Source organism: Deinococcus grandis, assembly GCF_001485435.1.
In the GTDB taxonomy this organism is placed as follows: Bacteria; Deinococcota; Deinococci; order Deinococcales; family Deinococcaceae; genus Deinococcus; species Deinococcus grandis.
In genome coordinates, this window is sequence record NZ_BCMS01000001.1 from 2,109,660 (window position 1) to 2,124,938 (window position 15,279).

Consider the following 15,279-nt stretch of genomic DNA (forward strand, 5'->3'; position numbering starts at 1 on the left):
TCAGGGGCGGTAGGAGGTATTGAACGCACGGGTGTCCAGGCGGGTCAGGCCCACCACGTCCGGCCCGGCGACCTCGATCATCCGGCGGGTCAGGAGCAGCGTGGCGTTCAGGTCGGCGGCCGTCCAGCGTTTCGGGAGGCCGGCCGCCCACTGGGTGCGCAGGGCGGGCAGTTGCGAGCGGTCGGGCAGGGCGTACAGGTTCGCGTCGAGCATGGCGGTCCAGAAGGCCGGGTCGGTCTTCATGCGTTCGTTGGCCTGATTGACCGCCTTCAGGAACAGGCGCAGCGTGGCGGGGTCGGCGTCGGTGCGGGCCACGAGGTACAGCAGCGGCACGTTCTGCGGGAGGCCCAGGCCGCGCAGCAGGTCGGCGCTGCTGATCAGCGTGCGGAACTTCCCGGTGCTCACCATGCGCGCGCCGTGGTGCCAGAAGGGAATCCCGGCCTGGATCTCGCCGCGGTTCATGAACTGCTCCATCAGGGGACTGCTGACCGAGGCGACCTTCGCGGCGCTCTGCACGTCGAAGCCCTGCCGGCGGGTGTAGGCGCGCAGGATCAGCAGGGTCTTGTCGGTCAGGCTGGTCGCGCCCAGCGTCTGGCCCTTCAGGTCGGCGACCGTGCGGATGTCGCTGCCGGCGGGGACGATCACGCCGCCGGTGATCAGGCTGAACGGGTAGATGGCGCTGACCGGGAAGCCCTTCTGGCGCAGCAGCGTGACCTCCAGGAAGTCGTCCACGACCACCTGGGCGTCCCCGGCGCGCAGCGCGACGCGGGTGGCGTCCTTGCTGGCGTAGGTGGTGGTGTTCAGCCGGAAGCCCAGGTCACGGTCAATGCCGTACTTCTGGATGGCGAACGTCACCCAGGACAGTGTTCCGCCGGCCTGCAGGCCAACGTTCAGGGTCTTCTGGGCGGCGGCGGTCCCGCCGAGCAGGAGCAGCAGCGCGCAGGTGGCGCGGATGGGGGTGCGGCGTGCGCGGGGCGCGGTGGGCTGGGGCATGGGCACTCCTTCGGTGCGGGTGGGCCTGCGGAACGGGGGTGGGCGGGAACCGGACGGACACAGCCGCCGGGCGCGGTGTGGACGTGGAGCGGGCATGCAGGGGCACCTCCGGCGGACCCGGAGGAACGGAAGCTGGTCGTGGCGTGCGGTCATGGTGACAGCTGCGGGGTTGCCAAAAGGTTGAAGGTCGCGCGGGTCCACCCGGCAGGGGCGATACGTAGACACGTACACCTTTACCGCGGGAGGAAGTGATAGCGTTGGCCCATCACTCTATGAATCCTGCCGCACGGCACCGGGGACTGCCCCACACCCGACGCGGACGCCCTTCGCCCCGAGGACGCGCACATGAATGACAGATTGTCGCTGGAACGACAGAAACTGATCAGCGCCTGGTACCGGTACGTGTCCCGTGAACAGGCGCCCCAGCCGGTCGAGACGACCGTGGACCAGGAGGTCGCCGCGTCGTGGGCGCGGTCGGCGCTGACCGTGTCGCCGGAGCGCGCGTGCGCGCCGATCATGAAGGAATCCGACGTGCAGCACGTCTGGCACGAGAGCCCCCTGGAGTACGGCATGCGCGGCCTGATTCCCGAACTGCGCCGCCTCGCGGAGGAGGCGGACCTGATCGTCGCGGTCGGAAACGTGGACGGCACGCTGCTGTGGACGCAGGGCAGCGAACGCATGACCGACCTGGCGCGCAGCATCAACTTCGTGCCCGGCGGGCAGTGGGGCGAGGGCAGCGTCGGCACGAACGCGCTGGCGCTGTCGCTGCGCACCCGGCAGCCCGTGCGGGTGTTCAGCGCCGAGCATTACGTGCAGACCGTGCACGACTGGGTGTGCTACTCCAGTCCCATCCGGGATACCGGGAGCGGGGCGCTGCTGGGCGTGCTGGACATCAGCACCACCTGGGAGCACACCACGCCGCTGGGACTGGCCAGCGCCCGGCACTACGCCGCGCAGATCGAACTGGCCATCCAGGGGCGGCCGGTCACGCCCGCCGCCGGGCTGAACCTGGCGTTCTGCGGGTCGCCGCGCGTGACGTTCGGCGGGCAGCGGCTGCACCTGACGCCCCGGCAGCACGAGCTGCTGTGCGTGCTGTCCCTGAATCCGGGTGGCCTGACGCTGGACGCGCTGCACGCGCACGTGTACGGCGACCAGCCGATCAGTCTGAGCACCCTGAAATCCGAGGTCAGCACCCTGCGGTCCCTGCTGGGCGGGCAGATCGCGTCGCGGCCGTACCGGCTGAGTGTCCCGATCACGCTGGACGTGCAGCGCATCGAGGAACTGCTGCTGGCCGGGCGCGTGAGCGAGGCCGCCGACCTGTACGACGGGCCGCTGCTGCCGCACTCGGCGTCGCCGCTCTTGACCTACTGGCGCGAGTACCTCGACGCGGCGCTGCGCGAGGCGGTGTGCCGGTCGGGCGACCCGGACCTGCTGTGGCGCTACGCGTCCCGTTTCGACGATCCGGAATGCCTGGACACCCTCGAAGACCTGCTGCCCGAAGGTGACCACCGCCGCCCGATCGCACGGGCGCGCCGCGCGGCACTGGACGCCGCCTTCTGATCCGGGAGGGCGATGACCCGCAGATACATCCGACCGGCGGGAACGGCCCCCAGGAGCCGGTTCACGCGGCGGACGAACACCCGCGAGCCCACCGGACGTTCGGGAGTCACGCGGCTTCCGTCCGGTGTGGACTCCGTCTGTTTCGTTGACAGCCGCGAAGGGCTCCGGTCTGTCGACGCCGCGTCCGGAACCCGTTCTGCTCCTGCTCGCCCGGCGGCGCGATCCTGCGAGTCCGCCCGGATCTGCCAGTTCGCCCGGACCCGGCGGGGCGCGCGACCCGGTCCAGCGGAGTCCGCATGAACCCGCCGGCGCCGCGCCTGCGTCCGAACGCGGCGCTGGCGCTGCTGGCCCTGAGTGTCGTGCTGAGCATGAGTCCGTGGTTCAGCGCGGCGGCCGCGCTGCCGCAGCTGCGTGAAGGCTGGGGCCTGAACGCCTTTCAGGGCTCGTGGCTGACGCTGGCGGTGCAACTGGGTTTCGTTGCGGGCGCGGTGGTCAGCGCCGCCCTGAACCTCGCGGACCGGACGCAACCGCGCGTGCTGATCGCCGCCGGGGCACTGACGGCGGCCCTGGCGAACGCGGCGCTGCTGCTGGGGCCGGGGCTGGTGGGGGCGCTGCTGGCACGCGCGGCCGTCGGGGCGGCCCTGGCGCTCGTGTACCCTCCGGCGCTGCGGGCCATGAGTGCGTACTTCACGCGCGGCCGGGGTCTGGCGCTGGGGGTCATGGTGGGCGCCCTGACGCTCGGCTCGGCCAGTCCGCACCTGGTCAACGCGCTGGGCGGCGCGGACTGGCGGGTGGTGGTGGGTGTCACCAGTGCGCTGGCGGCGCTGGGGGGCCTGCTGGCCCTGCCGGTCCCGCCGGGCCCACTGGCGACGAAAGCCCCGCCGTTCCGTCCGGCGCAGGCGTGGCGGGTCCTGACGGCGCGCGGCCCGGCCCTGGCGACCCTCGGGTACCTGGGGCACATGTGGGAGCTGTACGCCATGTGGACCTGGTTCGCGCTGTTCTACGGCGGCGTGCTGAGCGGCGCGGGCGCCCCGGACGCCACGCGCGGCGCGGCGCTGGCCACGTTCAGCGTGGTCGGTCTGGGCGCGCTGGGCTGCGTGGTGGGGGGCGTGCTGGGCGACCGCTGGGGCCGCACGCGCCTGACGGAACTGGCGATGTGGCTGTCCGGCGGCGCGGCGCTGGTCCTGGCGGCGCTGGTGGTGGGCGGCGCGTCGCCGGGGGCGGTGCTGGCCGTCAGTCTGTTCTGGGGGTTCTGGATCATCGCGGACAGCGCGCAGTTCAGCACGGTCGTCAGTGAGATCGCACCCGGCGAGTACGTGGGGACCGCCCTGACCGCGCAGCTGGCGCTGGGGTTCACGCTGACGGCCGTGACCATCGCGCTGGTGCCGCTGTTGCTGCCGCACCTGGGCTGGGGCGGCCTGTTCACGCTGTGGGCGCTGGGGCCGCTGCTGGGGGCGCTGGCCATGCGGGCCCTGCGGGCCACGCCCGACGCTGCCCGCATCGCCGACGGTCGCGGCTGACCCGGCCGCACGTGTTTTGACCGGGTTCAAAATCGGCAGTTCATGCGGCGCTGCTCGGCCCGCAGCCGGGGGGAGCGTGGGGCGCACCAACCGCTTCCCCTTCCATCTCCAACCCCGGCCCAACCCGTCGTTTCTACAGTGAACGGTGACCTGAATCAATTCCGCCTTTCCTGAAAGGCTCCCGTCCAGTCCTGACGCGACTGGACTCTCCCGGAGGTTGCCATGAATGAAACCAACACGAACCGTCGTCATTTCCTGAAACTGACCGCCGCCACCGGCGCCGCCGTCGGTCTCGCCTCCACCGTGGGCCGCGCCGGGGCGCAGGCGGCGGCGTCGCCGGCCAAACCCGGCGACCTGCTGATCTACCAGGACGGCGCCAAGAAGGGCCAGCCCGTGAAACTCGCCGACCTGAAGGTGGGCGTGGCCGTGTGGGCGGCCGTCGCCGACCCGGCCACCAAGCAGCCCCGCGACGCCGCCAAGGGTGGCGTGGTGATCGTGAAGCTCGCCAGCGGCAAGGTCAAGGCCAGCAGCAAACCCAACGCGCTGGGTGACGTGGTGGCGTACTCGGCGCTGTGCACGCACCAGGGCTGCCCCACCAAGGAGATCGGGTCGCTCGGGCAGGGCAAGGGAAACATCATCTGCACCTGCCACGGTTCGATCTTCGATCCGGGCGACAACGCCAAGGTGCTGGGCGGTCCCGCACCGCGCCGCCTGGCCGCGCTGCCGCTGAAGAAGGACGACAGCGGGCAGCTGGTCGCCAAGGCCGCGTTCACCGGCAAAGTCGGCAGCTGAGTTCCTCCCGCACGCCGGGCGCGCCGCGCCCCTGACACGCACGACCGCACGGTGGGGTCATGACCCCGCGAAGGAGAGACACATGAAGGGAACTCGTTTGGTGGGTGCAGCACGGTTGAGCGCAATTCTGGCAGTCGGCGTTTCCCTTCTGGGCGCGGCTGGCGCGCAGTCCTACCCGTCGGTGACCGACGCCCGCCTGACCAACCCGGAGTCCAGCAACTGGCTGATGACCCGCGGGAACTACAGCAACTGGGGTTACTCGGCGCTGGGGGGTATCACGGCGAAGAACGTGGCCGGGCTGCGGCCCGTGTGGGCGTACTCGACCGGGCAGACCGAGGGGCACGAGGGCGCGCCCATCGTGAACAACGGCGTGATGTTCATCACGGCGCCCATGAACAAGCTGTTCGCGCTGAACGCCACGAACGGGTCGCTGCTGTGGAAGTACGAACGCGAACTGCCGGACGACATCACCACCTGCTGTGACGTCGTGAACCGTGGCGTGGCCGTGTACGGGGACCTGGTGTTCATGGGCACGCTGGACTCGCACATGATCGCCTTCAACGCCAAGACCGGCAAGATCGTCTGGGACCGCACCATCGAGGACTACAAGAAGCGCTACACGATCACCTCGGCGCCGCTGGTCGCCAACGGTCGCCTGATCACCGGCGTGCACGGCGGCGAGTACGGCGTGCGCGGCTTCCTGGAGTCCATGGACCCCAAGACCGGCAAGACCCAGTGGAAGTCCTACACGACCGTCGAGAGCAGCTACCCGGCGGGCAGCGCCGCGACCGGCGGGGCGCCCACCTGGCTGACCGGTGGCTACGACGCGGCCACGAAGACCGTGTACTGGGGCGTCGGGAACCCCAGCCCCTGGATGGATCCGCGCCGCAAGGCCACCGACGACCTGAAGTGGAGCTCCTCGCTGATCGCGGTGGACGTGAACACCGGGAAGATCAAGAGCGGCTTCCAGTACTCCCCGAACGACGCGTGGGACTACGACGGCGTGAACGAACCGATCCTGATCGACACCGTACAGGGCGGTAAGACCGTCAAGAGCATCGTCAGCGCGCACCGCAACGGGTACCTGTACCGCTTCGACCGCACGGGCGGCGGCGTGAAGTACCTGAACGCCAACAAGTACGTGACGGTCACGGCGTACAAGGGCCTGGACAAGAACGGGCGGCCCATCTGGGATCCGCAGCACCGCCCCGACCTGACCAAGGCCGTGAACGCCTGCCCCAGCTTCCTGGGCGGGAAGAACTGGCACCCGGCGGCGTACTCCCCGCAGACGAAACTGGTGTACGTGCCCAGCAACGAGTGGTGCATGGACATCAAGGGCGCGCAGACGAAGTACGCGGCGGGCGAGGCGTACGTGGGCGCCGAGTTCGAACTGAACCCGGTCCCGAACCTGAACTACGTGGGGAACCTGCAGGCGATCGACCCGGCCACCGGGAAGCGGGTCTGGAGTCAGACCTTCAAGGCGCCGCTGTGGGGCGGGGTGCTGACCACGGCGGGCGGGCTGGTGTTCACCGGGAACACCGCCGAGCGTGACTTCAACGCCTTCGACGCCCGCACCGGGAAGAAGCTGTGGTCGTTCAAGACGAACAGTGGCGTGGTGGGGCAGCCGATCAGCTACAGCGTGAACGGCAAGCAGTACGTCGCGGTGTTCAGCGGGTACGGCGGCGCGATTCCGCTGTGGGCCGGGCCGATGGCGCAGCTGACGAAGGACACGCCGCGCGGCGGGGTGCTGTGGGTGTTCGCGCTGAACTGATGCGGCCTCCGCCTGAATGGTCAGCCGTTCAGGCCGAGCGGAGCGAGTGGCGGCGCAGCGGGTTCCGGGTGGTCGGTGAAACAGTTGGAATCCGTATGACATGAGCTTCAGGGAAAGAGAGAGGGGGGCGCGCTGACGGCCGGATTCCGGTTCGTGGCGCGTCCCCTGCGCCGGTCCTGGCGTTCACGCCGGGTCGAGGATCAGTTCAGCGGAATCCGCGTGAGGCGGGAAGGGAGACGATGATGCCGAGGCGAGTGCTTCATGGAGTGATGGCGGCCGTCCTGGCCGGGCTGCTGGGAAGCGCGGCGGCGCAGCAGGACCCGAATTCTCCGACGAGCACGACGGGGCTGCTGCGGACCAGTCCGAACCTGACGTTCTGCCTGGATCAGCAGAATCCCATGTGGCGGTTCGAGCAGGACCTGGCGACGCGGGTGGCGGCGGCGCTGGGCCGCAAGGCGGAGTTCTACGTGCACCGCACGCCGCTGCCGGGCGTGGATACCAGTCCGCAGCCGCTGGACCGGACGGAACTGATGCGGCTGTTCGCGCACCGGTGCGACGTGTACCCGGGGCTGGTGGGCAGCACGACGCCGGCGTTCGACTACCCGGCGGACGAGCAGATGTACGCCACGCGGCCGTACCTGAAGGTCAGTTACCTGTTCGTGAGCCGCGACCCGAAGGTCCGGTCCCTGGCGCAGTTGCCGAAGTCGCTGCCGGTCAGCATGGAGCGTCAGGGCGTCCCGGCGTACATGATGTATGCCACGCGGCGCGGGCAGTTCACGGAACGGCCGGTGAACACGGCGGCGCGGCTGGTGGCGGACCTGCGGGGTGGGCAGGCGCGGGTGGGGATGGTGTTCGCGTCGCAGCTGTACCCGCGCGTGCCAGACCTGGCGAAGGCGGGCTTGTCGGCGCAGCCGGTGGCGGGCCTGCCGAACATGTCGTGGTACGTGATCTACGGGTTGCGGCGCGACCGTCCGGCGCTGCGTTCGCAGCTGGACGGGGCGCTCACGCGGTTGATCTCGCGTGGCGAGGTGCAGAAGCTGCTGGTCAAGCATGGACTGGCGCGGCCGGGCATGGCGGCGGCGGCCGTGACGGACCGGCGGCCGCAGTCGGAGTCGTTCAAGGATGACTGAACCGGGCGGGGCGGTGATCGAGGCGCGGGACGTGCGTTTCGCGTACGGGGACGTGCAGGCGTTGCGGGGCGTGACCCTCGCGGTGCCGCGCGGATCGTTCTTCGCGCTGCTGGGCCCGAACGGGGCCGGGAAGAGTACGTTCGTGTCGCTGCTCAGTACGCTGCTGCCCCTGCAGGGGGGTGACCTGCGGGTGGCGGGACTGGACGTGCACCGCTCGGCGGGCGCGGTGCGCCGGGCGCTGGGGCTGGTGTTTCAGGAACCCAGCCTGGACGAGCGGCTGACGGTGCTGGAGAACCTGGAGTTCCACGGGCAGATCTACGGCATGCCGGGCCGGGCGCGGCGGGCGCGGGCGCAGGAGGTGCTGGGGATTGTGGAGCTGCTGGAGTGGCAGAACGCCACGGCGCGCATCCTGTCGCGCGGCATGAAACGCCGCCTGGAGATCGCGCGGGGCGTCATGCACCGCCCGGAACTGCTGATCTTGGACGAACCGACGACCGGGCTGGACGTGCAGAGCCGCCGGGCGGTGTGGTCGTACCTGGACTCACTGCGGGCGCAGACGGGCGTGTCGCTGCTGCTGACCACGCATCAGATCGAGGAGGCCGAGGGTGCGGATCTGGTGGCGGTCGTGGACCGGGGCGAGGTGCTGGCGCTGGGCGCGCCGGATGACCTGCGCGCGGGGCTGGGCATGGTGGTGACGCTGCGGGGCGTGCCGGACGACCTGCGCGCGGCCCTGCTGGGCGGGCCGTTCACGGCGGGCGCGGCGGGGTCGCTGGTGGCACGCGTGCCGGACGCGGGGCCGCTGCTGTCGGAGCTGGGGCCGCAGCTGCACCGGCTGGGGGGCGTGAGTGCGCAGCCCGCCAGTCTGGAGGACGTGTTCCTGAACCTGACGGGGCGGGCGCTGCGCGAGGAGCGGCCGGTCGTGGGGGTGGGCGCGGCGTCGCCCGTGGACGGCCGGGGGTTCCGGTGACGCGCGGCGAGGTGACCCTGACGGGCGCGCGGTATCTGGCGGGGTGCCTGTACGCGATCTGGGCGCGCGAGGTCAAACGCAGCGTCCGGGAGAGCGGACAGCTGGTGGGGGCGTTCTCGCGGCCGCTGCTGTGGGTGATCATCTTCGGGGTGGGCCTGACGCCGTACTTCCGCACCGGGCTGCGCGAGACGACGTTCGTGGTGCCGTTCACGTACATGCAGTACATCTTCCCGGCGGTGGTGGTCCTGAACATCCTGTACCCCAGCATCCAGTCGGCGGTCAGCCTGATCTACGACCGGCAGTTCGGCTTCTTCCGCGAGGTCTTCGCGTCGCCGGTGCCCAGGGGCGTGGTGTTCGCCGGGAAGCTGCTGGGCGGCGCGACGGTCGCGACGTTGCAGGGCGGGCTGGTGCTGCTGCTGGGCCCGTACGTGGACGTGCCCATTCCGCCCGCGATCCTGCCGGGCGTGCTGGGGACGATGTTCCTGGTGTCGCTGGCGTTCACGGCGGTGGGGCTGCTGATCGCCACGCGCCTGCGTTCCTTCGAGGGGTTCGGGGTGTTCAGCAACGCGCTGATCCTGCCGCTGTACTTCCTGGCGAGCAGCGTGTTCCCGCTCGACCCGAGCCTGAGCGTGCAGCAGCAGCAGCAGGTGTTCCCGCCGTGGCTGGTGCTGCTCGTGCGGGCCAACCCGCTGACATACGCGGTGGATCTGCTGCGGCACTTCATCATCGACTACCACGAGCACCCGCTGGGCCTGGACCTGGGCGTGCTGGGCACGCTGACGGTGGTGACCTGCGCGCTGGCGTTCCGGGCGTTCCGGCGGTGAGGCCGTGAGCCGGGCGGAACCGGAGGGTGCGGGCGGGCGGGGTGCGTCCTCTCCCCTACACCGGCGCCGGTGGCGGCCGCCGGGGAACGTGGTGTTCATCGTGCTGGGGGTGCTGGCGTATCTGGGGCTGCGGCAGCTGCCGCCGGACAACTCGCTGGCGCGGGTGCGGGGGGCCGGGACGCTTCAGGTGTGCGTGCCGCCGGACCTGCCGCCCTTCGTGTCGCCGGAAGGGGACGGCGTGACCGGGCAGGAGGCGACGCTGGTGGAGCGGGCCGCCGCGCGGATCGGGGTGCCGGTGGGCTGGAACGTGCAGGCGGGGTGGGGCACGGCGCCGGACCCGGTGGACTGGGGACTGCGGCCCGAGTCGTGCGACCTGCTGGCGGGCGGCATCGTGGTCAACGACGAGACGCGCGGGGCGATGCAGGTGTTGCCGTACGCGCGGGTGGGCTGGTCGTTGCTGCGCGGGCGGGGGGCCGAGCGGCCCGCGCAGCTGGCAGTCCTGACGAACCACTGGGGGCTGGTCGCGGACGACGCGTTCGGCTGGGCGCAGGATCACAGCGGGGCGTTCCAGGCGTTCCCGGACGCGCGTCAGGCGGTCGCGGCGCTGAGGGCCGGGCAGGTGGACGGCGTGCTGGGCCTGCGCCCGGAGGTGATGTGGGTGGCGGCCCGGGTGCCGGGCTCGCGGGTCTCGGCGGTGCCGGAGCTGCCGGGGCAGACGCTGGCGCTGGGCATGTGGAAGAACAACATCACCCTGAAACGGGTGGTGACGGCGGCGCTGGCAGACGCGGGCCGTGGGGTAGATGAACGGTCTCGCTAGACGAGACGACACTGTGTGGGCGCATTCAGGTGTATTTGGTGTAAGATGTACACTGTTGCCGTGTGGAGGCCGGAGGCTTCCAGCGGTGTTTATGAGCCGGTGGGAGCACTCCCACTTGACTCGTGAATTCGTTCACAGGAGAAAGAGACATGAAGACCCTCATCCTCGGTGCTGGTTACTCCGGCCTTGCCGTCGCCACCAAAATGAAGCCCGCCCCCGGCCTCGAAGCCCTGATGGTGGAGCAGAACGCCTACCACACCTTCGAAACCCGCCTGCACGAAGCGGCCGCCCACAACACCCCCGTCACGCTGCCCCTGGCTCCTTTGCTGCGCGGCACCGGCGTGAACCTCGAAAAGGCGCAGGTCGAAGCCGTCAACCTCGACGAGCGTGAAGTCAAGCTCAAAGACGGCCGCGTCCTCACCTACGACACCCTCGTCGTGGGCCTGGGCAGCGTCACCAACTTCTACCGCATCCCCGGCCTGGCCGAGAACGCCTCCGAACTCAAGCAGCTCAGCGACGCCGACGAGATCTTCAACTTCGTCAACCGCGCCTATACCACCGAGTACCAGGGCAACCGCGACATCGTCGTGGGCGGCGCGGGCCTCACCGGCGTGGAACTCGTCACCGAACTCGCCCAGCGCGCCCAGCTCCTGACCAAGGAACGCGGCCTGCCCCCCTTCAACATCTACCTCGTGGAAGCCGGCCCCAAGATCCTCCCGATCCTCGACGACGCCCTGCGCGCCAAGGCCCAGAAGACCCTCGAGGAATACGGCATTCACATCCTCGTCGGGCACCGCATCACGCAGGCCACCGCCGACACCGTCACCGTGCAGACCGCCAGCGGCGAGCAGAAGACCATCGGCGCCGGGAAGATCATCTGGACCGGCGGCATCCAGGCCCGCGACATCGTCAGCGGCAGCAAACTGGAAAAAGGCCCCGGCGGCCGCATCGCCGTGGACGACAAGCTGCGCGCCAAGGGCTACCCCGAAGTGTTCGTGATCGGCGACATGGGCCTCGCGCTGAACCAGGAAGGCAAACCCGTGCCCACCACCGCCCAGCACGCCGGGCAGCAGGGCCGCCTGACCGGGAAGAACATCATGCGCCTCGTGCGCGGCGAGGAACCCGAGTCCTACGAGCCCACCACCCTGGGCGAATTCGTCAGCCTGGGCGGCCTGATGGCCGTCGGCTGGATGAAACTCCCCTGGAACCAGAAGCTCGCCATCACCGGCGGCATCGCGCACGTCATGAAACGCGCGAGCGAATGGCGCTGGCGCATCAGCATCGACTGAAGCCAGTTCACACCCCAGGACCCCCGAGCCCCCGCGTGGCGCCGGGGGTCTTTTTCGCTGTAGGCCCTCTGGCCTATCCACCGCACCTGCGGTCTCCGGCTGTTTCCCTGGCCTCTACACTCGGGTCATGCGCCTTCCCCTCCTGCTGATCCTGGCCCTGCCCGCCGCGCTGGCCTCCTGCAGCGGCATGTTCGAGAAACACAACGCCGACCGCGCCGAGAAACTGAAGATCGACAACGCCCTGTACTTCCGCACGCAGTGCATCCAGGCACTGGAACGCGCCCGCGCCACCGCCACACCCCAGCAGCTGCCCGCCGGTCTGAACGGCCAGCCCTGCACATCCCCGCTGCTGGGCGACTACTCGCTCAGCCAGGAGATGGGCGACACGATCAAGAGCAGCGTCATCACCCTGGACCCGAAACGCCTGAGCGACTACACCATCACCGTGACCAGCCTGAACGACAAGACCTTCAGCTACGTGGACCGCGGCGACGCCGAAGCAGCCGCCGAACAGGACGGCACCTACACCGAAACGGCCCCCGACGTCGTCAGCGAGGACACCGACAGCAGCACCGTCAACGTCGATCAGCAGACGCCCTGAAGACCGCTGTCACCACGAGGCCCCAGCCTGCCGACTCCGGCGCTGGGGCTCTACTTTGACCGGACTACATAGGCAGACTGAGCTTGACAACCGCCTAACCAAGACAGACTATGTAGACAGACATAGCTATGCAGGGGCGGCAACCACGCGGGACGCCACGCGGCCAAAGCCCCACCCGGAGCACCCATGAACCCAGACCTGCTGCGCGGCAACCTCGACCTGATCCTCCTGACCCTCCTCGAACAGCACCCCCTGTACGGCTTCGCGATCATCCAGGCCGCCCGCGACCGCACCGGCGGGTACTTCGACTTCAAGGAAGGCAGCCTCTACCCCGCCCTGCACCGCCTGGAAGCCGAAGGCCTCCTCGCCGCGCAGCACGGCGAAACCGGCCGCAACGGCAAACCCCGCAAGTACTACGCCATCACCGACCGGGGCCGCGACACCCTGAACGCCAAACGCCAGGAATTCGCCGCCTTCACCGGCGCCGTCCGCAGCCTCGGCGGGACCGGCGCGTGACCACCGCCGCCCACACCACCCCCCGTGCTCTGACCGCGTACCTGACCCGCGCCACCTGGGGTCTGCCCGAAGCGCGCCGCCAGGAACTCTGGGACGAACTCGAAGAACACATCCTGACCCGCACCGACCACCTGATCCTCAGCGGCCTCACCCCCACTCAGGCCACCGCCCAGGCCATCCGTGAACTCGGGCCACCCGCCCGCGTCACCCTGGGCATGGCGAAGGTGTACACCATGCCGAAACTCATCCTGGCCGCCGGAACCCTCGCCCTCGGCATCAGCGCCGGACTCTACGCCCTCGCGGGCGGCAGCACAACCAGCACGACCCTCACCGTCGTCCGGCAGGCACCCGTCAAGCCGAGCTGCGTGCGCGGCACCAAGCCCTCCGGAGACAACATCACCATCGTCAGCGAGACAGGCGGCGTCACCTGTTACACCTTCAATGACAACGAGGTGAATAAGGGCGTCTTCCTGAAAGGCACCGACGTCACCCGGGCCCTGGATGCCCAGGGGGTCACGCTCAGCCGGGACGGCCGGTCACTGGCCCTGGGTGGCACTTCAGTCAACGCGCGATTTACCCGTGACGGCGCGGCCTTCTTCGACGCCAGCAGTGTCATCGACCTGCTGACTCAGACCCGTTCCGTACGGTTCAGCGGGTACACCTCTCCCCGCGTGCAGGTGGGCGACGCCACCCTCCTGCTGAACGCGGGCCCGGAGGACATCGGCGCCGCGTTCTACAACGCCAGCAACAGCGTGTTCCTGTCCGCGCTGGTCGGCCAGCCCGTCTGGGGCAGCTACTTTGTCGGGACGAAGACCGGCCCTGAGCACCTGATCTCGACGGGACTCAAGACGGGCGAGGCCGTCATGCTCGTCACCAGTCGCGGCGGTACGAACTTCATGGTGGACACGGGCAAGGTGGACGCCCAGGATCGGCTGAGCGTCCACAGTCGGGACCGGCAACTGCGGTTCGTCTCTAGCCTCGATCAGCTCGGGCCGTACCTGTCCGGGGGCCGCCGCAGCGCCCTGCTCGTGCGGATCACGAACCTGCCTCTGAACAACCTCAAATCCGGCATCTTCGTGCCCGCCCAGGCGACGTCCGACGCCCGTTAAGCCTGTTCTTCTCCGGTGCGCCCGGTCCATTCTTCCAGGAGGTACTGGAGTCTGGTCTGGGCGTTGTCCTGGCTGCCGTACACGCTGCGGATGAGGTCGCCGCCGGGCGCGAAGGCGAGCCAGTGGGGGGTGCCTTCGGTGTGCCAGTGTCGGGCGAGGGTGCCGGTGAGGTCGAGGGCAACGGGGAACGGGAGTTTCGCGTAGTCCTGCGCGAATTTTTTCAGGGTGGGTTCGACGTCCTCTCTGGGGAGTGTTCGGTGGCCGTGGCTGGTGTGCACGGCGAGGAGGTGGACGGCGTCGCCGAATTCGGCGTGCAGGCGTTTGAGGAAGGGGATGCCGCGGGAGACGCAGCCGGGGCATTCGAGGTTGAAGGTCATGACGAGACCGGGCCGCGTCCACGCCTGGGGTGGGGGGACGGGGTCGCCGTGGACGAAGTCGGTGGGGGCGGGCCATTCCATGCAGGCAGGGTACGGCGCGCCGCGCGGGGTTCTATGCTGGGCGCATGAAGCGTTTCGTGATGATTGCGGCGGTGCTGGGCGTGGCGGTGGCGGGCGTGTCGCAGGCGGCGACGGTGGCCGAGGTGAAGAAGAAGGGCGTGCTGGTGCTGGGCACGGACCCGACGTTCGCGCCGTTCGAGTTCAAGGGTCCGGACGGAACGATTCAGGGTTTCGAGATTGATCTTGCACGGGCGGTGGCGAAGGATCTGGGCGTGCGGCTGGAGATCCGCGCGGTGGGGTTCGGGGCGTTGATGCCGCAGGCGGTCACGTCGGGCCGGGTGGACATGGCGATCAGTGCGATCACAATCACGCCGGAGCGGGCGAAGGTGGTGTCGTTCAGCCAGCCGTACTTCCGGTCGGCGCAGGTGTTCATCGTGCGGGCGGGGAATCCCGGGAAGTTCGCGTGGCCCGCGAGCGTGAAGGGCAAGGTGATCGGTGTGCAGGGGAACACGACGGGGCAGTTCGTGGCGAACGACACGCTCAAACCCAGGGGCGCGACGCTGAAGGTGTATGACGATTTCGCGGCGGGACTGGCGGACGTGCGGGCCGGGCGGATCGCGGCGCTGGTCGGGGACGCGCCGACGGTGGATGACCTGAAGAAGCGACTGCCGGGGCAGTTCGAGCAGGCCGGGAAGGACCTGGCGGCCGAGGATTACGGCATGGTGTTCAAAAAGGGGAGTGATCTCGCGGCGGCCGCGAACAGGACACTGGCACGCCTGAAGGCCAGCGGAGAGTACCAGAACCTGCTGAAGAAGTGGATCGTGCAGAAGTAACGTCGGGTGTGGCGGGGCGCGGGCGACGGTGTCGTCCTGCGCCCTTCTTCTTTGGTGGGGGCGCGTCCCCGAGGCGGTTCTGTCCTATGGTGGGGCGGTGAAGGTGTCCGCGTGATGGTT

General features: G+C 69.6%; 15 protein-coding genes. 13 read left to right on the forward strand and 2 right to left on the reverse strand.

Going from position 1 to position 15,279, the window contains the following annotated elements; genetic code table 11:
• A complete protein-coding gene (locus DEIGR_RS10325) occupies positions 1-993 on the reverse strand; it encodes an ABC transporter substrate-binding protein (protein WP_083524005.1) in 993 nt (330 codons plus the stop codon).
• A gap of 345 nt (positions 994-1,338) precedes the next feature.
• Between DEIGR_RS10325 and DEIGR_RS10330 the strand changes: the two genes are divergently transcribed.
• From DEIGR_RS10330 to DEIGR_RS10385, 12 genes are all read left to right on the forward strand, one after another.
• Positions 1,339-2,553 carry a helix-turn-helix domain-containing protein gene (locus tag DEIGR_RS10330; protein ID WP_153013704.1) on the forward strand — a complete coding sequence of 405 codons (1,215 nt, stop codon included), beginning with the start codon at positions 1,339-1,341 and terminating at the stop codon, positions 2,551-2,553.
• A gap of 296 nt (positions 2,554-2,849) precedes the next feature.
• The gene (locus tag DEIGR_RS10335; protein WP_058976999.1) at positions 2,850-4,073 is read left to right on the forward strand and encodes an MFS transporter; all 1,224 of its coding nucleotides are present in this window, start codon (positions 2,850-2,852) and stop codon (positions 4,071-4,073) included.
• A gap of 222 nt (positions 4,074-4,295) precedes the next feature.
• The gene (locus DEIGR_RS10340) at positions 4,296-4,865 is read left to right on the forward strand and encodes a Rieske (2Fe-2S) protein (protein WP_058977001.1); all 570 of its coding nucleotides are present in this window, start codon (positions 4,296-4,298) and stop codon (positions 4,863-4,865) included.
• Between the two features lie 181 nt (positions 4,866-5,046).
• Entirely contained in the window at positions 5,047-6,636 is a 1,590-nt protein-coding gene (locus DEIGR_RS10345; protein WP_058977003.1) for a PQQ-dependent dehydrogenase, methanol/ethanol family, read from the forward strand.
• Between the two features lie 269 nt (positions 6,637-6,905).
• Positions 6,906-7,766: a substrate-binding periplasmic protein gene (locus tag DEIGR_RS10350; RefSeq protein ID WP_058977004.1), complete on the forward strand. Its 861-nt coding sequence runs from the start codon at positions 6,906-6,908 to the stop codon at positions 7,764-7,766.
• Positions 7,759-8,733 (forward strand): ABC transporter ATP-binding protein, encoded by a 975-nt coding sequence (locus DEIGR_RS10355; RefSeq protein ID WP_058977006.1) that lies wholly within the window; start codon positions 7,759-7,761, stop codon positions 8,731-8,733. The genes DEIGR_RS10350 and DEIGR_RS10355 overlap by 8 nt, the downstream gene beginning before the upstream one ends.
• On the forward strand, positions 8,730-9,557 hold the full coding sequence (locus tag DEIGR_RS10360) for an ABC transporter permease (protein ID WP_119672492.1): 828 nt from the start codon (positions 8,730-8,732) through the stop codon (positions 9,555-9,557). Before DEIGR_RS10355 ends, DEIGR_RS10360 begins: the two co-directional genes overlap by 4 nt.
• A gap of 91 nt (positions 9,558-9,648) precedes the next feature.
• On the forward strand, positions 9,649-10,374 hold the full coding sequence (locus DEIGR_RS10365) for a substrate-binding periplasmic protein (RefSeq protein WP_160329930.1): 726 nt from the start codon (positions 9,649-9,651) through the stop codon (positions 10,372-10,374).
• Positions 10,375-10,523: 149 nt separating this feature from the next.
• A complete protein-coding gene (locus DEIGR_RS10370; protein WP_058977010.1) occupies positions 10,524-11,663 on the forward strand; it encodes an NAD(P)/FAD-dependent oxidoreductase in 1,140 nt (379 codons plus the stop codon).
• A gap of 127 nt (positions 11,664-11,790) precedes the next feature.
• The gene (locus DEIGR_RS10375; RefSeq protein WP_058977013.1) at positions 11,791-12,264 is read left to right on the forward strand and encodes a hypothetical protein; all 474 of its coding nucleotides are present in this window, start codon (positions 11,791-11,793) and stop codon (positions 12,262-12,264) included.
• Positions 12,265-12,450: 186 nt separating this feature from the next.
• Positions 12,451-12,780 (forward strand): PadR family transcriptional regulator, encoded by a 330-nt coding sequence (locus DEIGR_RS10380; RefSeq protein WP_058977015.1) that lies wholly within the window; start codon positions 12,451-12,453, stop codon positions 12,778-12,780.
• Positions 12,777-13,889, forward strand: coding sequence for a permease prefix domain 1-containing protein (locus tag DEIGR_RS10385; protein WP_058977017.1), 1,113 nt, complete (start codon positions 12,777-12,779; stop codon positions 13,887-13,889). Before DEIGR_RS10380 ends, DEIGR_RS10385 begins: the two co-directional genes overlap by 4 nt.
• Here the strand turns inward: DEIGR_RS10385 and DEIGR_RS10390 are convergent.
• A complete protein-coding gene (locus tag DEIGR_RS10390; protein WP_058977020.1) occupies positions 13,886-14,347 on the reverse strand; it encodes a TlpA family protein disulfide reductase in 462 nt (153 codons plus the stop codon). The genes DEIGR_RS10385 and DEIGR_RS10390 overlap by 4 nt on opposite strands.
• Positions 14,348-14,391: 44 nt before the next feature.
• Here DEIGR_RS10390 and DEIGR_RS10395 point away from each other — a divergent pair, with 44 nt between their 5' ends.
• Entirely contained in the window at positions 14,392-15,159 is a 768-nt protein-coding gene (locus DEIGR_RS10395; protein WP_058977022.1) for an ABC transporter substrate-binding protein, read from the forward strand.
• Positions 15,160-15,279 lie beyond the last annotated feature (120 nt).